We start from the raw sequence: 22,399 nt of genomic DNA, 5'->3' as shown, positions 1-22,399 counted from the left end.
CCTAAATAATACCTATTTTAGCTTTTCCATTAAAATACAAAGCTTGTGATATTTTACAAACTCCACCTAAATATTGCTCATCCCAAATTTGATCTTTTATTTTATAACTTTTTGAATTATATCTGTATATTTTTGTTATATTATTAATATTTTCAAGACATTTCATATCTTTATAAACTACAATGAAAATTCTAAATTCCCCAATGGCAATTTTATGAGCTAAATTTTCTTGATTATTAATAAAGGAACAATCTTTTCTGTATTTATTAAAATCATTTTTATCAAGAATTAAAATATATTTTTCTTTTTCATGTGCTTTTAAAATAAAATCTATGATTTTTGTTTGACTAATGGTAGGAGCTTTGTAGCTTGTATAATAATTATCTCCAACCTCTTCTAAAATACCATTTGTTTCTTGCATTATGGTGGCTATTAATGAAAGAAAATATTCAAAATGGTTGATTTTTTCTGGAGAGCTTCTTAAAAGCCCAAGAGGTCCATTTTTAAGAGCGAAATTTTTATTATTAATAGCATTATTTTTTAACACAAAAGTTTCTGTATATATTTGAATATTTTTCATAAAATGATTAAGATACTCTATACATTCACTAAAACTTTTATCTTTGACTTTGTTATGGTTAGCATCTAATTCTAAAAGATAGGAGTAGAAGTAAAGAGTTTGAGTTAGGGGGATTATGGAGTGAGAATCTTTACCCGTATAGATAGGCAGTCTATTGTGTGAGCCATATTGAGCAGAAGCGATGATTTCAATTTTACCATTATCATAAATATGAGTGATTTTTTCTGAAATATCTATAGTGTATTTTCCTAAAAGATCTTGCATAATTTTTATTGTATTAGGGTTGATAGCTATATTAGGAAAATTCCAACCATAAACACTAGGGGCATTAAAGGTATAAACTTCATTAGGACTAAAAGATAATTTATCTTTATATTTAATATCGCAATATATCAAAGCCATTTGAGCTAAATACCCACCCAATGAATGTCCTACAAATATAATGCTTTTGTGTTTATTTTTGATTATTTTATTTACTTGTTCTAAAAATTCTAAAAGAGAAGAAGATTGGAGATTGCCATTGAGGGATAGAGTTATGTCTTGAGCTATATCTTGAATCGAGCTAATAAAATTATCAGCTTCAGTTCCCCTAAATCCTACCACAAATTTATCTTTTTCTTTATCATAAAACAAAGTAGCACTAAAGCCACTTGTAGTGTTAGGCTGATGAAATTGAACCTCATATCTTTGAGAGAAATTCCTAGCTTGTAATTCTCCAAATTCTCCATTTAGTTTATCAAAATTTGTCTTTTCATCAAAGAAATTTAATATTTTTGATTGCCAATCATTATCTTGTCTTAAATTAATCAATACTTTTTTATCTTTATATTTTTGACTGACAACATGTTCTAAATTTACTTTTATTTCTCTATAACCTCTAATAGAATTTTCTTCTTGAATTTTTTCTTGATTAGAATCTAACTCAAATATATTTCTAGTATTTAAAAAATCAAAATAAAAATAACTAGCTTGTGCAAGTTCTGCATAATCTTTTAAATTATTGATTTGAGTTTTCATTTTTATTTCTTTTAATTAAATAAATTATTGCAAATATTACAATATGTATCACAATAATAATTAAGTACAACTTAAAATTACTATTATTTCTATTAATCAGTAGTAGCAACAAATAGCAACAAATAGCAACAAATAGCAACAAATAGCAACAAATAGCAACAAATATATTTTTTGTATTTCTTGCTTTTTTATAAATCAAATAACAAAAATAAGGCAACAATGGAAAAAGATAAAGTATAACAAGAAAAAAGAATATTTTAGTAAAAGTTGCATCATATCCCATATAATAACCTAAAATAGCCCCAAATCCCCAAATTATAATCCAAATAATATATAGATTTTTTAGTATTATCACACTACTTCCTTTTTTGTTGAAATTTAAATTATTATTAAAAAATCAAAAAAACCAATCTATACAAGTTTAGCATAATTTTTGAGATTGTTAATTTGAGCTTTATTACTCATTTTTTAAATCCATATAGAAAATAAAAAGATATAAAAAAATGTATAAAAAAATACAAAATAATAAAGAAAAATAATAAGAAAGTTCTTTTCTAAATTTAATAGATATTATTAAAAATAATATTGTATAAATACCTAATATTATTACATAATTAAAAAATCCCCCCGAGATAAAGAAAAATAAAGAAAAATAAAGAAAAATAAAGAAAAATAAAGAAAAATAAAGAAAAATAAAGAAAAATAAAGAAAAATATTTTTGGATTTAATAGTTTCTTGTAGTGTTAAATATGATATGTAAGGTAACAATGGATAAGAATATATAAAAAATGCAATCTTTAACATATCACCAAAAATTCTATATCACTAAAATAAGCATATAAAGAACTAAACAAAAAAATAATTCCCCAAAACATCCCCCAAGCAATGTATATTTTTTTTAATAAACCCATTTATTTTCCTTTTTATATTTTTAATAAAATTATCCTACTTTTTAAAAATCAAAATATAATTACACTAGGAACCATTCCAGCCATAAATACCAAGAACATTAAAAGTAACATATTCCAACATAGCATAACTAGCATCTGCTATATTAGCATAGTCTTTGATTTGAGAGATAAATTCTTTAGGGTTCATCAGTAACTTTGTCCTGTATATTTTTCATCACTTTTTACAAATTTACCATTAGTAAAATAATGAAAAGATCCTCCTCCTGCACTTTTACGACTAATACTAGAAAAGCTAAATCCTCTTCCTTCATCTCCAAACAATCCATAGCTTTTTACTTTATAATCTATCATAGTAGCAAAAACAACAGGATATTTTTTACCCTTACACACATAATAAGTTGTCATACCTAAATAAGGTCTTAATTTTTTATAGTTTTCTTCACCCATATATGCTTTAAATTGATCTTCATAGTATGCAAATTCGGGTTTATCATCGAAGTTAAAATCATAGTCAGGATTATCTACATCATAATTATAATCATTACGATAATATTTACAACCATTAGAAAGGACTTGAGGGAATTTTTTTTCTACATCATACTTTTTAATATTAGCTCTTAACTCTTCATCAGAAGCAGATATATTATTAATCCATTGATTATATTCTTTTATCTTTCTTTCATTTTCCAATATCTCTTCTCTTATTTTTTTATCAAAGATATAAATTCCACCATAATTACTTGCAAGAGTTTCTAATTCACTTGCTTTATTTTCTTTAAAAGCACATGCACTTAAAGATACTAAAGAAAATAAGCTTAGAATTATCATTGTGATTTTCATTTGATACTCCTTTTTAAAGTATATTATTTCAAATACCTTGGTATAAGTAAAATTTAGTTTTTATATTTAACATACTATTAAAACCTTTTTCATCATTCTCATCGATTAAATCAAGCATAGCATAACTAGCATCTGCTATATCAGCATAGTCTTTGATTTGAGAAATAAGTTCTTTAGGGTTCATCAGTAACTTTGTCCTGTATATTTTTCATCACTTTTTATAAATTATAACAATAAAATATAGCATATAAGCAAAAAATACTTTGCTGTGATTAACAAATCACACCTGCTAAATCTACCATTTACTTACTTCAATCTCACATTCATAATCATATTAGATAAAAAGATATTATCTTTATCAAAGCTTTTTAAGTTATATTCTAGTTTTAAGTTTCTTTTTTGTATATCTTGCATTAAAGTTGAGAGATTATATAAACTTAAACTTTCTAATATATTTATAAGTTCTATCTTACTTAAAGTATTAAAATCATTTAACAAGCTAAGATAATTACTTATAATAGAAGAAGAATTGATATTGTGAAATACAATTTTATTTTTTATATCTTCTTTAATAAAAAATTGATTATTTTTTATATAAAAATAATCTTTAAGATGATGATTACTTAATATTTGATTGTAAAAACTTAAAAGACTTTCTTTACTATTTAAGTCTATAAAATTTAAAAATATATTTTCTTTTAATAATACTTCTTGTAGTTGTTTTAAGTTTTTAAAAGCTTGATTTATACTAGAAGTATTTTTTAAAGCATAAATGATATTATCATCTTTAGAAATTGTTCTATTTATATTATATTGCAATAAAGGATTTTTATAAAGTGTATCACTATTGATCAAGATGTTGATATGAAAAGATTCTTTTATATCAATATGTTTTTTAATATGTAAAAATTCTAAAATATTTAAAAAAGCATTAGGTATGTAAAATTGATCTAAACTAAGTTGTAAAAAATGATTCATATTATGCATAGAAAAAATATCATTATCTTTAATCAAATCATCTTTATTTAGATTAAATAACATAACTCCACCAAAACCCAATAAGCTTAAATTTTTTAAATTCTCTAAAGCTTTTCTTTTTTCTAAATCAATTTGAAGTATTTTTTGCATTGTTTATCCTTTTATTTTAATTTTACTTTAAATATTTTTTTGTTTTGATTAAATTACTCTTTTATATTATGTTCTTTAGCATAAGCTAGTATTTTAGCTCGAAGTTCTTGCGGGAAATTATATCTATATATGGCAGGAATTCTTGGATCAAGGAGTCTATCAAGTTTATGTCTTTTATAATACCATTCTAGGTTTTCAGGGGTAAAATAATAAGGTGCATTAGGATAGCCTTGAGGTGGAGTTAGGGCTGCTAGTTTGGCATGTAGTATTAAAGTATCATTAAAAAGTTGTGCTCTTTCTTCACTCCAATCATTAGGTGTATCAGTTTCATAACCTTGCCTCATACCATTTTTATACCCTCCCCTATGGCGATCAAATTCTCTTCTGCTTTCATAAGTAGAATCTACATCCCTTGGATCTTTTATCTTACCCTCAACTATATCACTTCTTAAGGCTTTGTATATATCTCCAAATTCATCGCTAGCTATATCATATTTATTATAATCAATTACCCAATCTACTCCCATAATCTCATCTATAAAAGGAAGCATACCAAATTCATCAGGTTTTAAAGTCTTAGCTAAGGTTTTAATCTCTTGTTCTCTTAAAGGATTTTTATGCACTCCCACTAAACCACTTCCTACAGCAATATCAGCATAACCATAAATAGCACCTAATAAATTAGGTTTATCTAATATACTACTTCCTCCACTTAATTGTATATAAAGTATAGTAGCTTGGATAAATCTTGCATTAAAACCATTTTGAGACATATCATTAGCTAGATATTTATAATCACCTAATATTCCTGCTGCCATACCCCATTCATTATGAAATAAACTTGATCTTAGATTATGTTTATTATCATCTACTATTCTATATAATTTTTCATATTTAGGATCTACATTTCCTTTTTCATCTACAGCTCCTATAGCTTCATAAGGTATATCTATAACAACACTTCTTATACCACTTCTTATAACTAAATATTTATATCTTTCTTTTTTAGTTTTTAAAGATTTATAATAAGCTTTTTCTGCTTTAGTCCAAGGAGCTATGCTTCCTTTAATAGGATCTTTTAAATAAATACTTTGCCAATCTTTAAATTCAAGTAAAGTAGAACTTTGCCCTGTGTAAAGATTAGGATCTAAATATCTGGGTTGATAGTCTTTGTAGGGGGAGTTTCTTAATATACGATCAGCTTCAAACAAAGCTTTAGAATATTCTTGGGTGTATTTGCCTACCTTAGCTCCCCCATCACTTAATAAAATTTTATTCGTTTTTTTTTCTACATCTAATATACCACCATTAGGCGTATAAATTTCATAAGTTTCACTCATTATTTATCCTTTCATCCTATATATAAACCATCTTCCATGATTATAGTAGTGGCTAGTCTGCCTATAAACTTATTAGAATAATCTTGTATTTTACTAATATCATCGTTTTCTTCATCATCTTCTTTCATCTTAATTTCATTTTTTATCTTCTTATCCCCTATCCCCTTATACATCACTTCTAAATTATGTTGTCCTATGGCTTCTAAATTTTCCATCAATCTTCTTGCTTTTTGCCTATCTTCTATGAACTTACCCTTTTCATCTTGAGTAGTGCTATAAATACCATTTGCATATTCATATAAAATTTGTATAGCATCATTATAAGCTAAGATAGGGTGTTGTTTTATCACTGGGTGTTGTGTTTTATACTCTTCTTTTCTTTGAAAATGCTCTAGCTTACATATATTACAATTTCTAAGTTCTATATTGTTTTCTTCAAAAAATTCCTTATCATTTAAGATGTATTTGCCCTCATTGATTTTATCTTCCTTAAAAGCACTTCTTTTCTCATCTAAAATAATATAAGATAAAAGTCTTTTTAAGGCAAATTCCCTAGCTTTGCTTGAAGTCGTAGCACAAGCAATACTAGGATAATAATTAAGCCCACCTGTGCATAATAAAGAACCAAAAATAAACTCAGATAAATCAAAACTCATAAATCTAGAATTTATCAATAAAGGATAGGTTAAGTATTCTTCTTTTTTTACAGCTAAAGGAAAATCATAATTGTAAGTAAATTTTTCATACATTAGTTTTTCATATAAAATTTTTAACCTTTCATAATTTGTAGGCAAAAGTGTATCGATAAAAGATCCTGCTAAATTTTTTAACACATCTACACTTAAATTTTTACTTACTTTAATAGAAAAATCAATAGCTAATTGTTTTTTTACTTTTGATATCAAATGAATTTGCTTAGCTTTATCCAATCTTGAAAAACTCTTTGACTTTTTCAACTCGCTTGCACATTCTAATTGATTAAAATAATAATAATTTGTTCCTATTTGATATAAAAAAAGCTTATTGAGTGGCTTTTTACTTTTTGGATTAATTTTTATAAAATGCCCTTTAGGATTAAGTGCATAAAATATCCCTAGTTCTTTAAAAAAATGCGCTTTAAAACTAGAAAATAATTTATTGCCATAATGCTTTTTATCAAAGCTTGAATTTATAAAAAATAAAATCATTTTTTTAAAAAAATCAGGCTGGCTCATAAAAAATTCTGCAAAAGGAAAAAGTTGCTTAATGATATTAAAAAAAGTGATATCTATGGATAATTTTGCAAGTTCATTATCAAGCATAATTTCTTGAATGCTTTTATCTAAATCTTTTTTCAAAGGAAGAGTTTTATCTGTTTGTGTATTTTCTTTAAATTCAATTTCCTCATCAAAGCTTTCGTTTAAGGTTTTTAAAAAATTCACATAAGTTTGATCATCTTCTTCAAAATCATTTTCAAACATAGCTTTAGCTAATTCATCTAAATAGATAACTTCATCTTCTTTTTTGTTTTTATTTAATTCTTTAGATAAAAAGATGTAAATTTTTTTATCATTATCATAAAAATAAATATCATCAGGGATAAATGAAATATACTCATTAAAATAATTTGGTATTTTAATCTTTTGATAATTAAGTGTAATTTCTTTATCACCATAATCTAAATTTGGAATTACAATATTTTTAACACCAAGAGAATATTCTTGTGTAGAAGCTAAGTCTTTTTGTAAAACATACAAAGTCAAAGTCAATAAAACAACCGTTAAAGGTGAGTATTTCTTAAAATCTACATTTTCATATGTTTTGGATATTGATGGATCTAACTCAAGAAAAAATTGCATTTGATCATAATCAGAATTGATATTATCTAAATAATTATTAAAAAGCCCGATATATTCTTTTACTTTTTCTTTTTCTTTTTCGCTAATTTCTTCCAGTTCTTTGGGTAATTTAAAAAAGCTATCAATATAAGCAAAATCTTGCTCAACTGATTGTTTTGTACTCTCTAATAAATCAAACAATAACCGAGAATATGTTTGATTATAAAAATTAAAATACCTTTTATATTTTTGATAAATCTGTCCATCAAGTTTCACAAAAGGACAAAGTTGCAATACAAAATCATCTTCCTTTTTAACATCTCTTTCTATAAAATAAGAACCATAATCTCTTTTACTAGGAAATTGCTCTTTTAATCCAAGTTTTTCATTTTTTGTAAGAGCTTTTGGGCGATTTTTTATTATTGCTCCTAATTTTTTTTGATACAAATCTTCACAAAGTGCTGCATTGTTAAGCTGTGGTGGATTGGTAATAAACAAATAATTTTTACCCATTTTGGTTGTATTGATTTGATCAGTATTTTTTTTATCTAGTATCATTTCTACTAGTATAGAAGAATTTAAATCAGGATATTCTGCATAAAAGAAATGATTAAGTTCAGAGATATTTGAATTGATTGCTTTTTTTAATGTTGTATCAAAATTTTTTAAACTAGAATTAATTAAAAGCGTATTATCTAACTTTTCATTTTTAATTTTTGGATTATTTTCTAAAAAATGATCAAAAATACCTTGAAATTCTTCATCTAAAATAACTTTATAAAAACTATTTTTATAAAGACTAATAGAAGGTGCATTAGAATAAGATGAAAAATCTAATAATACTTTATCATCTATAATCAATACATCAGATAAAATTTCTTCATTGCACAAAGCGATAATAGGATAAAGCTTACTAGTAATAAGCTCTAAAAGTGGATAAGCAAAATCATAATAATATTTTTGTTCCTTATACTCTTGATAGTCAGAAGAAGAATTATAAACTTCAAATAATGTATTTACAACAAAAACATAAGGATTTTTTTTAACTAAAGAGATAGGTTTTTTAAGATTGGTTACAGAATCTAATATATTGATAAAAAATTTTGCTATAGCTCTAATAATTTGCTTATATTCATCATCATTAGATTGAGTGATATTTTTTAAAAGTGTATTAAAAAGTGTATCTAGGGTAAGTTGTATCTTTGGTTTAATCTCTTGCTCAAAATAATCAGATTCTTTGATATTTTTTAATAATGCATTTAATTCTTTTTGAATTCCTTTTAAAAAATTTTCAATATTTTTTTCATTGCTCTCATCAATAATTTTATTGAGTGTTTTATTTTTGTTTTGATTGATTACATCATTTAAAAAATTTAAATTATTAAAGATAATTTTTTTAATACTAGATAAATTTTTATCAGAACTAAATTTTTGTTCTTTTGTGATTTCATCTTTATTAGCTTGATTTAAATGTATGATTTTAAAAGTTTTTTTCTTGTTACTTTTAAATTTATATTCAATAGTATGTAGTGTCTTATACAAAGAATTCTTAGCTTCTTTATATCCATCAAAATCACCACATATAAAAATAATTTTATTAGCATTTTCGGTAAGATTTTTTAACTCAATTTCCAAATTATGATTTGATGTAATTAAGGTGAAATCTTTTATTTTCATATTTTAATCCCATTCACTACTACAAATTTACAAACATAAAGCTCTTGTTTTCTATCTTCATCTTCTAAGATCTCATCTAGTCCATTTGCGATTTGAAATTTTAAATTTTGCATTTTAGCAGGAGCTAAAAAACTAAAATGATATTCGTTTAATTCTTTATTATCTTCTAGGGAATTTTTGATGATTTTATCATACTCATGTAGCTGTGTAAAATACCCTGCTCCTAAATCTTTATATTCAAATTCTTTATAAGCACTTTTATAAACTTTAGCAATATTTTTTGGGATAATAAAATAAAGTTTGATTAAATTAGTATCAAAACTAAAATTTAATTCTTTAAATTCATAATCTTTACTAAAGTCTTGTTTGAATTGATTAAGAATATTAACATCTTCTATATCTTTTAAATCTTTTTGATCTATATTTAATTCACTTAAAGCTTTATTTTGTTCTTTTTTTTCATTATTAATTAAAAGGTTATAGATAGGTAGGTTATCTTTTTGAAATCTATCACTTTTATAATGAAGTCTTATTATAGACTCTTTTAGCTTTGTTTGGTTTTTGTTTTGTTTGGCTAAACCATCCTTAGGATTAAAACTATGATCAAATTTAAACTTAGTAGGTACAAAGCTTACTTTTAAAGGAAAGCCTTTATCTGTGACACAAGCTAAGATGAGTTCTTGTAAGATTACATATTCATTATTAACTTTCTTTTGAGATAAAGAGCCTTTAACATCTACTACCTTAGTACAAGGATAGCTTACTTTTCCTATAGTATTAGGACAACCACTTATGCTAGAATTAAGTAAATCACTTTCTAGCATAATAGGCACACCACCATCTTTAAAAGTTTTTCCTTTGTTTGATTGAAGTATGACTTTACCTCCATGGATACATTCTAGGTTTTGATTTTCTAAAAGGGCATGAAGTTTAGCTATAGCTTGTTTTTTATTTATTTGTATGGTTTTTTGTTCTTTTAGAGTGTTTGAAATTAAATCTTTATACTCTAAGCTTTGTTTGCTTAAACATTCTAATTTGATATTTAAAGAATTTTCTATAATAGAATAATTAAGCAAGCAAAGTTCATCATTTTTATAAAAGATGCTAAGTTTTCCTTTGCCACTATCTTCATCTTTAGGAGAAAAATAATAACTGGGTATATCTTGTTTTATAGCATTATCTTGATCTAATTCTCCAAAGTAAAAAGGATTATTAGGAAGTTCACTTGAGCCTGTAAGTAATACACCTTTGAAATAAATTTTAGAATAAGTTAAATCAACATTTTTCGCCCTTAAGATTTCACAATCAATCACTTCTTTATCATAAGCAAAAATTGTTTCTTTTACTTTTTCAAGAGACATGAATTTTCCTTAAATTTTTAGTCATTTTATGATAGCTAGAACTCCAATATTTATCGCTTTTTTCACCTGCTAAAACATTAAAATAAAATTCATTTTTATCTTTTTGATATTCTTGTGAGATATTACCATAATCATATTTATGATAAAGCATTCTTGAAATCATTTCATTTTTAGGTGTAAAAATAAAAGGATAAAATTTACTCGCACTAAAATTATTATATTTCTGACTCAAATCTAAATCTTGTATCACAATAGCTTCATAATCATTATCTGCTTTTAAAAGTTTAATTTGTCTATCTTTTCTATCGAAATAAATCAATTTAAAATCGCCTTTTATGCTTGTATTAAATTTTTTAGTGATAGATTCCAAACAAAAATCTAATTTATTATATATATTTTTAAGTTGAGAGATTTCATTATAAAATTTTTTAATACTTTCGTAATATCTTTGATTTTCTATATTTTTTTACAAAAAGTTTGTATTTTCTTTTCTAAATTTTCCTGATTTACATAACATATATAATTATTATCTAGCATAGATCTAGTCCAAGTAATAAAAGCTCTTGCGCCTTTTACACTTTGTAAATTATCATCAATATTTTGAAATTTCAAAAAGATAGAGTGAAGAAATTTGATCAAGCCAAAGATATCTATCAAATTTCCAGGCACTTTATATTTATCATCAATAAGCTCTATTCCTATATCAGAAAGTTTTTGAATAACCCAAGTAACGCAATTATTTTCAAGAAGTTTATAGGTAAATTCTTCATTGATTGGCTTTTCGCTATTAGGTGTGATTTCTTTTGTGGCTTCAAAATCAGCTTTAATATTTACAAGTAAGCTTTCATATTGTTCTTTAGAAAGTTCTAAAGTACAGCGATTAGAAGGTTTGAAAGTTTGAGGGCTTCTTAGTTTTTTAATAATATAACAATTTTTATCAATATTGCTATCTAATACATATTGGTTATTGTTAAATACTTTGCCAGGAGTTCCTATAAGAGATTCTGCAACATTAGCAATTCCGGTTCCAAAACCCCAAAAATCATCATTGAATTCATTAGGTTCTTTAGCTTCATACCATTTTTGATCTATCTTGTCCCATTCTTTATTTTTAAGATACCCTTGTCTTAATTGTTCATCTATCTTATCAAGTTCATCAGGACTTTTATCTTTGGTAAGTCCTAAGAAAGCGTGAGTGAAGTCTTCTCTTTGCCAGTAACACTGATTTTTAAAATCCAAAAAACATTCTACCAATGGATCAATATAAATCGTAACATAATATTTCATTTATAAAATCCTCCTAATAACTCAAATATATATACCATAGCCACTAAAAAAATATATCCACATAAAAAAGTTATTAAAATTCTCCAAGCTCTTAAAAAGATAAAAATTATAGGTGCAAAAATAAAAAATAAAATTTTAAAATTATAGATAAACTCATGATATTTCATATATATAAATATTAATATCACAAGCAACAATAATGCAAAAAAATTTTTAATATAAAGCATATTCAATATAAAAATAAATAACATAATAAATAAAATAGTGAATTGATCATAATTGTTACTGATATAAAAATATACCATAGGAATGATAAAAATCCCTACACTACACACAAACCAAGCAATTTGTCCGCTTGATATACTATCTATTCCTTTGCTTTCTAGTTTTGCCTTGAGTTTAGAATAAATAGGAATTTGCAAATTTACTCCTAATATAGATAAATTGTTTTATTATAACCAATCTACTTAATACTTTTAATTAATTTAAATTCTTTGTTTTTAAGACATTCTTGTCTTAATTGTTCATCTATCTTATCAAGCTCCTCAGGATTTTTATTTTTTGGTAAGTCCTAAAAAGACATGGGGAATATTCCAATCCATGGGATGGATATAAATTGTTGCGTAATATTTCATTTATGAAATCCTCCATTTGCCAACCAATAAGCTAAATACCACCAAAAACTATTTGCAAATGCAAATACTATCCAAAAACTTAATTTATGAATTTTATATTTTATAATGTTTCTCTTTTCTAATAAAAACCAAATAGTAAAAAATGCAATATGACACAATGTAAAAAGCAGGGCATGGTCGCCAAATCCATTTAAAATATCCATATTTATTCCTATTAAATAAATAAATCTGATAAGATAAATAATAGGTAAAAAAAATATGAAATAAGATATTATAGTCAATCCGCAACAAGCGAAACAATCTAATAAAAATTTAGCAAAATTAAATTTGTTATTCATAAATATTCCTTACTATATATTGATTATTTTTTAACATCTTATTGTTTGTAACATTAACAGAATTCATTTTAATTCCAAAGCCCAAAAAACCATCATTAAATTCACTAGATTCTTTAGCCTCATACCATTTTTGATCTATCTTGTCTCATTCTTTATTTTTAAGATATTCTTGTCTTAATTATTCATCTACTTTATCAAGCTCATCAGAAAATCTAGCTTCTATAATGGTAGCATAAGCTGTAGGATCTCCCATTCTGCGTATTTTATCTAAAATGAGTTTTTTTATTTTTTCACCTGTATTACACCCATCTTCTATCTCATACCCTAACTTTATTCCATCTGCATAAAGCCACAAAGGAGGAGTAAAAGCACTATCAAAAAAACCTTTTTCATCATTCTCATCGATTAAATCAAGCATAGCATAACTAGCATCTGCTATATCAGCATAGTCTTTGATTTGAGAGATAAGTTCTTTAGGATTCATTAGTAACTTTGTCCTGTATATTTTTCATCACTTTTTATAAATTTATTATTAGTAAAATACAATGTATAAGCAAAAACACTTTATTAAAGATGATTATTAAAGGTTTAATTAATAAATCCATATGCCTACCATTTCTACCATTTCCCTACTTCAATCTCACATTCATAATCATATTAGATAAAAAGATACTATCTTCATCAAAGCTTTTTGAGTTATATTCTAGTTTTAAGTTTCTTTTTTGTATATCTTGCATTAAAGTTGAAAGATTGTATAAGCTTAAACTTTCTAATATATTTATAAGTTCTATTTTGCTTAAAGTATTAAAATCATTTAGCAAGCTAAGATAATTACTTATAATAGAAGAAGAATTGATATTGTGAAATATAATTTTATTTTTTATATCTTCTTTAATAAAAAATTGATTATTTTTTATATAAAAATAATCTTTAAGATGATGATTACTTAATATTTGATTGTAAAAACTTAAAAGACTTTCTTTACTATTTAAGTCTATAAAATTTAAAAATATATTTTCTTTTAATAATGCTTCTTGTAGTTGTTTTAAGTTTTTAAAAGCTTGATTTATACTAGAAGTATTTTTTAAAGCATAAATGATATTTTCATCTTTAGAAATTGTTCTATTTATATTATATTGCAATAAAGGATTTTTATAAAGTGTATCACTATTGATTAAGATATTCATATGAAAAGATTCTTTTATATCAATATGTTTTTTAATATGTAAAAATTCTAAAATATTTAAAAAAGCATTAGGTATGTAAAATTGATCTAAACTAAGTTGTAAAAAATGATTCATATTATGCATAGAAAAAATATCATTATCTTTAATCAAATCATCTTTATTTAGATTAAATAACATAACTCCACCAAAACCCAATAAGCTTAAATTTTTTAAATTCTCTAAAGCTTTTCTTTTTTCTAAATCAATTTGAAGTATTTTTTGCATTGTTTGTCCTTTCTTTAATTAACCTATATACAAACCATTTTTCATAATGATAGTAGTGGCTAATGAAATTCATTATTTTTACTCTTTTATATTATGTTCTTTAGCATAAGCTAGTATTTTAGCTCTTAAATCCTCTGGGAAATTATATCTATATATGGCAGGAATTCTTGGATCAAGGAGTCTATCAAGCTTATGTCTTTTATAATACCATTCTAGATTTTCAGGGGTAAAATAATAAGGTGCATTAGGATAGCCTTGAGGAGGAGTTAGGGCTGCTAGTTTGGCATGTAGTATTAAAGTATCATTAAAAAGTTGTGCTTCTTCTTCGCTCCAATCATTAGGTGTATCGGTTCCATAACCTTGCGCCATACCCTTTCTATATCCAACCATATAACGATCAAATTCTCTTCTGCTTTCATAAGTAGAATCTACATCCCTTGGATCTTTTAATTTACCCTCAACTATATCACTTCTTAAGGCTTTGTATATACTTCCAAATTGATCATTAGCCAATCTATATTTATTTAAATCAATTACCCAATCTACTCCCATAATCTCATCTATAAAAGGAAGCATACCAAATTCATCAGGTTTTAAAGTCTTAGCTAAGGTTTTAATCTCTTGTTCTCTTAAAGGATTTTTATGCACTCCTACTAAACCACTTCCTACAGCAATATCTGCATAACCATAAATAGCACCTAATAAATTAGGTTTATCTAATATACTACTTCCTCCACTTAATTGTATATAAAGTATAGTAGCTTGGATAAATCTTGCATTAAAACCATTACGAGACATATCATTAGCTAGATATTTATAATCACCTAATATTCCTGCTGCCATACCCCATTCATTATGAAATAAACTTGATCTTAGATTATGTTTATTATCATCTACTATTCTATATAATTTTTCATATTTAGGATCTACATTTCCTTTTTCATCTACAGCCCCTATAGCTTCATAAGGTATATCTATAACAACACTTCTTATACCACTTCTTATAACTAAATACTTATATCTTTCTTTTTTAGTTTTTAAAGATTTATAATAAGCTTTTTCTGCTTTAGTCCAAGGAGCTATGCTTCCTTTAATAGGATCTTTTAAATAAATACTTTGCCAATCTTTAAACTCAAGTAAAGTAGAACTTTGCCCTGTGTAAAGATTAGGATCTAAATATCTTGGTTTATAGTCTTTGTAGGGAGAGTTTTGTTTGATATTGTGTGCTTCAAACAAAGCTTTAGAATATTCTTGGGTGTATTTGCCTACCTTAGCTCCCCCATCACTTAATAAAATTTTATTCGTTTTTTTTTCTACATCTAATATAATACCATTAGGCATATAAATTTCATAAGTTTCACTCATTTTTATCCTTTCATCCTATATACAAACCATCTTCCATGATTATAGTAGTGGCTAATGAAATTCATTATTTTTACTCTTTTATATTATGTTCTTTAGCATAAGCTAGTATTTTAGCTCGAAGTTCTTGCGGGAAATTATATCTATATATGGCAGGAATTCTTGGATCAAGGAGTCTATCAAGCTTATGTCTTTTATAATACCATTCTAGATTTTCAGGGGTAAAATAATAAGGTGCATTAGGATAGCCTTGAGGAGGAGTTAGGGCTGCTAGTTTGGCATGTAGTATTAAAGTATCATTAAAAAGTTGTGCTTCTTCTTCACTCCAATCATTAGGTGTATCGGTTTCATAACCTTCCCTCATGCCATTTTTATACCCTCCCCTATGGCGATCAAATTCTCTTCTGCTTTCATAAGTAGAATCTACATCCCTTGGATCTTTTATCTTACCCTCAACTATATCACTTCTTAAGGCTTTGTATATACTTCCAGATTCATCACTAGCTATATCATATTTATTTAAATCAATCACCCAATCTACTCCCATAATCTCATCTATAAAAGGAAGCATACCAAATTCATCAGGTTTTAAAGTCTTAGCTAAGGTTTTAATCTCTTGTTCTCTTAAAGGATTTTTATGCACTCCTACTAAACCACTTCCTACAGCAATATCTGCATAACCATAAATAGCACCTAATAAATTAGGTTTATCTAATATACTACTTCCTCCACTTAATTGTATATAAAGTATAGTAGCTTGGATAAATCTTGCATTAAAACCATTTTGAGACATATCATTAGCTAGATATTTATAATCACCTAATATTCCTGCTGCCATACCCCATTCATTATGAAATAAACTTGATCTTAGATTATGTTTATTATCATCTACTATTCTATATAATTTTTCATATTTAGGATCTACATTTCCTTTTTCATCTACAGCTCCTATAGCTTCATAAGGTATATCTATAACAACACTTCTTATACCACTTCTTATAACTAAATATTTATATCTTTCTTTTTTAGTTTTTAAAGATTTATAATAAGCTTTTTCTGCTTTAGTCCAAGGAGCTATGCTTCCTTTAATAGGATCTTTTAAATAAATACTTTGCCAATCTTTAAATTCAAGTAAAGTAGAACTTTGCCCTGTGTAAAGATTAGGATCTAAATATCTGGGTTGATAGTCTTTGTAGGGGGAGTTTCTTAATATACGATCAGCTTCAAACAAAGCTTTAGAATATTCTTGGGTGTATTTGCCTACCTTAGCTCCCCCATCACTTAATAAAATTTTATTCGTTTTTTTTTCTACATCTAATATACCACCATTAGGCGTATAAATTTCATAAGTTTCACTCATTATTTATCCTTTCATCCTATATATAAACCATCTTCCATGATTATAGTAGTGGCTAGTCTGCCTATAAACTTATTAGAATAATCTTGTATTTTACTAATATCATCGTTTTCTTCATCATCTTCTTTCATCTTAATTTCATCATTTGTCTTTTCTCTCTTTACCCCCTTATACATCACTTCTAAATTATGTTGTCCTATGGCTTCTAAATTTTCCATCAATCTTCTTGCTTTTTGCCTATCTTCTATGAACTTACCCTTTTCATCTTGGGTAGTATTATAAATACCATTTGCATATTCATATAAAATTTGTATAGCATCATTATAAGCTAAGATAGGGTGTTGTTTTATCACTGGGTGTTGTGTTTTATACTCTTCTTTTCTTTGAAAATGCTCTAGCTTATATATATTGCAATTTCTAAGTTCTATATTGTTTTCTTCAAAAAATTCCTTATCATTTAAGATGTATTTGCCCTCATTGATTTTATCTTCCTTAAAAGCACTTCTTTTCTCATCTAAAATAATATAAGATAAAAGTCTTTTTAAGGCAAATTCCCTAGCTTTGCTTGAAGTCGTAGCACAAGCAATACTAGGATAATAATTAAGCCCACCTGTGCATAATAAAGAACCAAAAATAAACTCAGATAAATCAAAACTCATAAATCTAGAATTTATCAATAAAGGATAGGTTAAGTATTCTTCTTTTTTTACAGCTAAAGGAAAATCATAATTGTAAGTAAATTTTTCATACATTAGTTTTTCATATAAAATTTTTAATCTTTCATAATTTGTAGGCAAAAGTGTATCGATAAAAGATCCTGCTAAATTTTTTAACACATCTACACTTAAATTTTTACTTACTTTAATAGAAAAATCAATAGCTAATTGTTTTTTTACTTTTGATATCAAATGAATTTGCTTAGCTTTATCCAATCTTGAAAAACTCTTTGACTTTTTCAACTCGCTTGCACATTCTAATTGATTAAAATAATAATAATTTGTTCCTATTTGATATAAAAAAAGCTTATTGAGTGGCTTTTTACTTTTTGGATTAATTTTTATAAAATGCCCTTTAGGATTAAGTGCATAAAATATCCCTAGTTCTTTAAAAAAATGCGCTTTAAAACTAGAAAATAATTTATTGCCATAATGCTTTTTATCAAAGCTTGAATTTATAAAAAATAAAATCATTTTTTTAAAAAAATCAGGCTGGCTCATAAAAAATTCTGCAAAAGGAAAAAGTTGCTTAATGATATTAAAAAAAGTGATATCTATGGATAATTTTGCAAGTTCATTATCAAGCATAATTTCTTGAATGCTTTTATCTAAATCTTTTTTCAAAGGAAGAGTTTTATCTGTTTGTGTATTTTCTTTAAATTCAATTTCCTCATCAAAGCTTTCGTTTAAGGTTTTTAAAAAATTCACATAAGTTTGATCATCTTCTTCAAAATCATTTTCAAACATAGCTTTAGCTAATTCATCTAAATAGATAACTTCATCTTCTTTTTTGTTTTTATTTAATTCTTTAGATAAAAAGATGTAAATTTTTTTATCATTATCATAAAAATAAATATCATCAGGGATAAATGAAATATACTCATTAAAATAATTTGGTATTTTAATCTTTTGATAATTAAGTGTAATTTCTTTATCACCATAATCTAAATTTGGAATTACAATATTTTTAACACCAAGAGAATATTCTTGTGTAGAAGCTAAGTCTTTTTGTAAAACATACAAAGTCAAAGTCAATAAAACAACCATTAAAGGTGAGTATTTCTTAAAATCTACATTTTCATATGTTTTGGATATTGATGGATCTAACTCAAGAAAAAATTGCATTTGATCATAATAAGAATTGATATTATCTAAATAATTATTAAAAAGCCCGATATATTCTTTTACTTTTTCTTTTTCTTTTTCGCTAATTTCTTCCAGTTCTTTGGGTAATTTAAAAAAGCTATCAATATAAGCAAAATCTTGCTCAACTGATTGTTTTGTACTCTCTAATAAATCAAACAATAACCGAGAATATGTTTGATTATAAAAATTAAAATACCTTTTATATTTTTGATAAATCTGTCCATCAAGTTTCACAAAAGGACAAAGCTGCAATACAAAATCATCTTCCTTTTTAACATCTCTTTCTATAAAATAAGAACCATAATCTCTTTTACTAGGAAATTGCTCTTTTAATCCAAGTTTTTCATTTTTTGTAAGAGCTTTTGGGCGATTTTTTATTATTGCTCCTAATTTTTTTTGATACAAATCTTCACAAAGTGCTGCATTGTTAAGCTGTGGTGGATTGGTAATAAACAAATAATTTTTACCCATTTTGGTTGTATTGATTTGATCAGTATTTTTTTTATCTAGTATCATTTCTACTAGTATGGAAGAATTTAAATCAGGATATTCTGCATAAAAGAAATGATTAAGTTCAGAGATATTTGAATTGATTGCTTTTTTTAATGTTGTATCAAAATTTTTTAAACTAGAATTAATTAAAAGCGCATTATCTAACTTTTCATTTTCAATTTTTGGATTATTTTCTAAAAAATGATCAAAAATACCTTGAAATTCTTCATCTAAAATAACTTTATAAAAACTATTTTTATAAAGACTAATAGAAGGTGCATTAGAATAAGATGAAAAATCTAATAATACTTTATCATCTATAATCAATACATCAGATAAAATTTCTTCATTACACAAAGCGATAATAGGATAAAGCTTACTAGTAATAAGCTCTAAAAGTGGATAAGCAAAATCATAATAATATTTTTGTTCCTTATACTCTTGATAGTCAGAAGAAGAATTATAAACTTCAAATAATGTATTTACAACAAAAACATAAGGATTTTTTTTAACTAAAGAGATAGGTTTTTTAAGATTGGTTACAGAATCTAATATATTGATAAAAAATTTTGCTATAGCTCTAATAATTTGCTTATATTCATCATCATTAGATTGAGTGATATTTTTTAAAAGTGTATTAAAAAGTGTATCTAGGGTAAGTTGTATCTTTGGTTTAATCTCTTGCTCAAAATAATCAGATTCTTTGATATTTTTTAATAATGCATTTAATTCTTTTTGAATTCCTTTTAAAAAATTTTCAATATTTTTTTCATTGCTCTCATCAATAATTTTATTGAGTGTTTTATTTTTGTTTTGATTGATTGCATTATTTAAAAAATTTAAATTATTAAAGATAATTTTTTTAATACTAGATAAATTTTTATCAGAGCTAAATTTTTGTTCTTTTGTGATTTCATCTTTATTAGCTTGATTTAAATGTATGATTTTAAAAGTTTTTTTCTTGTTACTTTTAAATTTATCTTCAATAGTATGTAGTGTCTTATACAAAGAATTCTTAGCTTCTTTATATCCATCAAAATCACCACATATAAAAATAATTTTATTAGCATTTTCGGTAAGATTTTTTAACTCAATTTCCAAATTATGATTTGATGTAATTAAGGTGAAATCTTTTATTTTCATATTTTAATCCCATTCACTACTACAAATTTACAAACATAAAGCTCTTGTTTTCTATCTTCATCTTCTAAGATCTCATCTAGTCCATTTGCGATTTGAAATTTTAAATTTTGCATTTTAGCAGGAGCTAAAAAACTAAAATGATATTCGTTTAATTCTTTATTATCTTCTAGGGAATTTTTGATGATTTTATCATACTCATGTAGCTGTGTAAAATACCCTGCTCCTAAATCTTTATATTCAAATTCTTTATAAGCACTTTTATAAACTTTAGCAATATTTTTTGGGATAATAAAATAAAGTTTGATTAAATTAGTATCAAAACTAAAATTTAATTCTTTAAATTCATAATCTTTACTAAAGTCTTGTTTGAATTGATTAAGAATATTAACATCTTCTATATCTTTTAAATCTTTTTGATCTATATTTAATTCACTTAAAGCTTTATTTTGTTCTTTTTTTTCATTATTAATTAAAAGGTTATAGATAGGTAGGTTATCTTTTTGAAATCTATCACTTTTATAATGAAGTCTTATTATAGACTCTTTTAGCTTTGTTTGGTTTTTGTTTTGTTTTGCTAAGCCTTCCTTAGGATTAAAACTATGATCAAATTTAAACTTAGTAGGTACAAAGCTTACTTTTAAAGGAAAGCCTTTATCTGTGACACAAGCTAAGATGAGTTCTTGTAAGATTGCGTATTCATTATTAACTTTCTTTTGAGATAAAGAGCCTTTAACATCTACTACCTTGGTGCAAGGATAGCTTACTTTTCCTATAGTATTAGGACAGCCACTTATGCTAGAATTAAGTAAATCACTTTCTAGCATAATAGGCACACCACCATCTTTAAAAGTTTTTCCTTTGTTTGATTGAAGTATGACTTTACCTCCATGGATACATTCTAGGTTTTGATTTTCTAAAAGGGCATGAAGTTTAGCTATAGCTTGTTTTTTATTTATTTGTATGGTTTTTTGTTCTTTTAGAGTGTTTGAAATTAAATCTTTATACTCTAAGCTTTGTTTGCTTAAACATTCTAATTTGATATTTAAAGAATTTTCTATAATAGAATAATTAAGCAAGCAAAGTTCATCATTTTTATAAAAGATGCTAAGTTTTCCTTTGCCACTATCTTCATCTTTAGGAGAAAAATAATAACTGGGTATATCTTGTTTTATAGCATTATCTTGATCTAATTCTCCAAAGTAAAAAGGATTATTAGGAAGTTCACTTGAGCCTGTAAGTAATACACCTTTGAAATAAATTTTAGAATAAGTTAAATCAACATTTTTCGCCCTTAAGATTTCACAATCAATCACTTCTTTATCATAAGCAAAAATTGTTTCTTTTACTTTTTCAAGAGACATGAATTTTCCTTAAATTTTTAGTCATTTTATGATAGCTAGAACTCCAATATTTATCGCTTTTTTCACCTGCTAAAACATTAAAATAAAATTCATTTTTATCTTTTTGATATTCTTGTGAGATATTACCATAATCATATTTATGATAAAGCATTCTTGAAATCATTTCATTTTTAGGTGTAAAAATAAAAGGATAAAATTTACTCGCACTAAAATTATTATATTTCTGACTCAAATCTAAATCTTGTATCACAATAGCTTCATAATCATTATCTGCTTTTAAAAGTTTAATTTGTCTATCTTTTCTATCGAAATAAATCAATTTAAAATCGCCTTTTATGCTTGTATTAAATTTTTTAGTGATAGATTCCAAACAAAAATCTAATTTATTATATATATTTTTAAGTTGAGAGATTTCATTATAAAATTTTTTAATACTTTCG

At 25.1% G+C, this 22,399-nt stretch carries 19 protein-coding genes; all 19 read right to left on the bottom strand.

What is annotated here, in order from left to right:
* Position 1: 1 nt before the first annotated feature.
* Positions 2-1,597, bottom strand: a complete 1,596-nt coding sequence (locus CPEL_RS03295; protein ID WP_044598595.1) for a Tle-like phospholipase domain-containing protein — start codon at positions 1,595-1,597, stop codon at positions 2-4.
* Between the two features lie 975 nt (positions 1,598-2,572).
* Complete coding sequence (locus CPEL_RS09635; RefSeq protein ID WP_256378932.1) at positions 2,573-2,695, bottom strand: hypothetical protein; 123 nt, start codon at positions 2,693-2,695, stop codon at positions 2,573-2,575.
* The gene (locus tag CPEL_RS09270; RefSeq protein ID WP_235362649.1) at positions 2,695-3,348 is read right to left on the bottom strand and encodes a hypothetical protein; all 654 of its coding nucleotides are present in this window, start codon (positions 3,346-3,348) and stop codon (positions 2,695-2,697) included. Before CPEL_RS09270 ends, CPEL_RS09635 begins: the two co-directional genes overlap by 1 nt.
* Positions 3,349-3,376: 28 nt before the next feature.
* On the bottom strand, positions 3,377-3,532 hold the full coding sequence (locus CPEL_RS09445; RefSeq protein WP_148308768.1) for a diadenosine tetraphosphate hydrolase: 156 nt from the start codon (positions 3,530-3,532) through the stop codon (positions 3,377-3,379).
* A 122-nt stretch (positions 3,533-3,654) separates the two neighbouring features.
* The gene (locus CPEL_RS03280) at positions 3,655-4,476 is read right to left on the bottom strand and encodes a hypothetical protein (protein WP_044598594.1); all 822 of its coding nucleotides are present in this window, start codon (positions 4,474-4,476) and stop codon (positions 3,655-3,657) included.
* Between the two features lie 53 nt (positions 4,477-4,529).
* Positions 4,530-5,816 carry a hypothetical protein gene (locus CPEL_RS03275; protein ID WP_044598593.1) on the bottom strand — a complete coding sequence of 429 codons (1,287 nt, stop codon included), beginning with the start codon at positions 5,814-5,816 and terminating at the stop codon, positions 4,530-4,532.
* Positions 5,817-5,827: 11 nt separating this feature from the next.
* The gene (locus CPEL_RS03270) at positions 5,828-9,310 is read right to left on the bottom strand and encodes a hypothetical protein (RefSeq protein ID WP_044598592.1); all 3,483 of its coding nucleotides are present in this window, start codon (positions 9,308-9,310) and stop codon (positions 5,828-5,830) included.
* Entirely contained in the window at positions 9,307-10,671 is a 1,365-nt protein-coding gene (locus CPEL_RS03265) for a hypothetical protein (protein ID WP_084083555.1), read from the bottom strand. The genes CPEL_RS03270 and CPEL_RS03265 overlap by 4 nt, the downstream gene beginning before the upstream one ends.
* On the bottom strand, positions 10,661-10,990 hold the full coding sequence (locus CPEL_RS09260; protein WP_235362648.1) for a hypothetical protein: 330 nt from the start codon (positions 10,988-10,990) through the stop codon (positions 10,661-10,663). Before CPEL_RS09260 ends, CPEL_RS03265 begins: the two co-directional genes overlap by 11 nt.
* 137 nt (positions 10,991-11,127) lie before the next feature.
* Positions 11,128-11,958, bottom strand: a complete 831-nt coding sequence (locus CPEL_RS09255) for a hypothetical protein (RefSeq protein WP_167332810.1) — start codon at positions 11,956-11,958, stop codon at positions 11,128-11,130.
* A complete protein-coding gene (locus CPEL_RS03250) occupies positions 11,955-12,380 on the bottom strand; it encodes a hypothetical protein (protein WP_044598591.1) in 426 nt (141 codons plus the stop codon). The genes CPEL_RS09255 and CPEL_RS03250 overlap by 4 nt, the downstream gene beginning before the upstream one ends.
* A 209-nt stretch (positions 12,381-12,589) precedes the next feature.
* Complete coding sequence (locus CPEL_RS09515) at positions 12,590-12,796, bottom strand: hypothetical protein (RefSeq protein ID WP_229239146.1); 207 nt, start codon at positions 12,794-12,796, stop codon at positions 12,590-12,592.
* A gap of 313 nt (positions 12,797-13,109) precedes the next feature.
* A complete protein-coding gene (locus CPEL_RS09250; protein WP_049984575.1) occupies positions 13,110-13,415 on the bottom strand; it encodes a hypothetical protein in 306 nt (101 codons plus the stop codon).
* Between the two features lie 145 nt (positions 13,416-13,560).
* On the bottom strand, positions 13,561-14,382 hold the full coding sequence (locus tag CPEL_RS03235) for a hypothetical protein (protein WP_044598590.1): 822 nt from the start codon (positions 14,380-14,382) through the stop codon (positions 13,561-13,563).
* A gap of 78 nt (positions 14,383-14,460) precedes the next feature.
* Positions 14,461-15,747, bottom strand: coding sequence for a hypothetical protein (locus CPEL_RS03230; protein WP_044598589.1), 1,287 nt, complete (start codon positions 15,745-15,747; stop codon positions 14,461-14,463).
* A 70-nt stretch (positions 15,748-15,817) separates the two neighbouring features.
* Positions 15,818-17,104, bottom strand: coding sequence for a hypothetical protein (locus tag CPEL_RS03225; protein ID WP_044598588.1), 1,287 nt, complete (start codon positions 17,102-17,104; stop codon positions 15,818-15,820).
* 11 nt (positions 17,105-17,115) lie between these two features.
* Positions 17,116-20,598: a hypothetical protein gene (locus tag CPEL_RS03220; protein WP_044598587.1), complete on the bottom strand. Its 3,483-nt coding sequence runs from the start codon at positions 20,596-20,598 to the stop codon at positions 17,116-17,118.
* Positions 20,595-21,959 carry a hypothetical protein gene (locus CPEL_RS03215; protein ID WP_084083554.1) on the bottom strand — a complete coding sequence of 455 codons (1,365 nt, stop codon included), beginning with the start codon at positions 21,957-21,959 and terminating at the stop codon, positions 20,595-20,597. Before CPEL_RS03215 ends, CPEL_RS03220 begins: the two co-directional genes overlap by 4 nt.
* Entirely contained in the window at positions 21,949-22,278 is a 330-nt protein-coding gene (locus CPEL_RS09245) for a hypothetical protein (protein WP_235362648.1), read from the bottom strand. Before CPEL_RS09245 ends, CPEL_RS03215 begins: the two co-directional genes overlap by 11 nt.
* Positions 22,279-22,399: the final 121 nt, after the last annotated feature.

Origin of the sequence: Campylobacter peloridis LMG 23910, from assembly GCF_000816785.1 — a bacterium.
GTDB classification, from domain to species: domain Bacteria; phylum Campylobacterota; class Campylobacteria; order Campylobacterales; family Campylobacteraceae; genus Campylobacter_D; species Campylobacter_D peloridis.
The sequence above is the reverse complement of the archived record's forward strand: the minus strand, read 5'-3'. Positions and strand labels throughout refer to the sequence as shown.

Bases quoted from the DNA above. Each gene is read 5' to 3' on its own strand.
- CPEL_RS03280 (WP_044598594.1), bottom strand. From the start codon at position 4,476: ATGCAAAAAATACTTCAAATTGATTTAGAAAAAAGAAAAGCTTTAGAG.
- CPEL_RS03235 (WP_044598590.1), bottom strand. From the start codon at position 14,382: ATGCAAAAAATACTTCAAATTGATTTAGAAAAAAGAAAAGCTTTAGAG.
- CPEL_RS03295 (WP_044598595.1), bottom strand. From the start codon at position 1,597: ATGAAAACTCAAATCAATAATTTAAAAGATTATGCAGAACTTGCACAA.
- CPEL_RS03265 (WP_084083555.1), bottom strand. From the start codon at position 10,671: ATGTCTCTTGAAAAAGTAAAAGAAACAATTTTTGCTTATGATAAAGAA.
- CPEL_RS03220 (WP_044598587.1), bottom strand. From the start codon at position 20,598: ATGAAAATAAAAGATTTCACCTTAATTACATCAAATCATAATTTGGAA.
- CPEL_RS09255 (WP_167332810.1), bottom strand. From the start codon at position 11,958: ATGAAATATTATGTTACGATTTATATTGATCCATTGGTAGAATGTTTT.
- CPEL_RS03225 (WP_044598588.1), bottom strand. From the start codon at position 17,104: ATGAGTGAAACTTATGAAATTTATACGCCTAATGGTGGTATATTAGAT.
- CPEL_RS09270 (WP_235362649.1), bottom strand. From the start codon at position 3,348: ATGAAAATCACAATGATAATTCTAAGCTTATTTTCTTTAGTATCTTTA.
- CPEL_RS09445 (WP_148308768.1), bottom strand. From the start codon at position 3,532: ATGAACCCTAAAGAACTTATTTCTCAAATCAAAGACTATGCTGATATA.
- CPEL_RS03270 (WP_044598592.1), bottom strand. From the start codon at position 9,310: ATGAAAATAAAAGATTTCACCTTAATTACATCAAATCATAATTTGGAA.
- CPEL_RS03215 (WP_084083554.1), bottom strand. From the start codon at position 21,959: ATGTCTCTTGAAAAAGTAAAAGAAACAATTTTTGCTTATGATAAAGAA.
- CPEL_RS09515 (WP_229239146.1), bottom strand. From the start codon at position 12,796: ATGGATATTTTAAATGGATTTGGCGACCATGCCCTGCTTTTTACATTG.
- CPEL_RS09635 (WP_256378932.1), bottom strand. From the start codon at position 2,695: ATGAACCCTAAAGAATTTATCTCTCAAATCAAAGACTATGCTAATATA.
- CPEL_RS09250 (WP_049984575.1), bottom strand. From the start codon at position 13,415: ATGAATCCTAAAGAACTTATCTCTCAAATCAAAGACTATGCTGATATA.
- CPEL_RS03275 (WP_044598593.1), bottom strand. From the start codon at position 5,816: ATGAGTGAAACTTATGAAATTTATACGCCTAATGGTGGTATATTAGAT.
- CPEL_RS03230 (WP_044598589.1), bottom strand. From the start codon at position 15,747: ATGAGTGAAACTTATGAAATTTATATGCCTAATGGTATTATATTAGAT.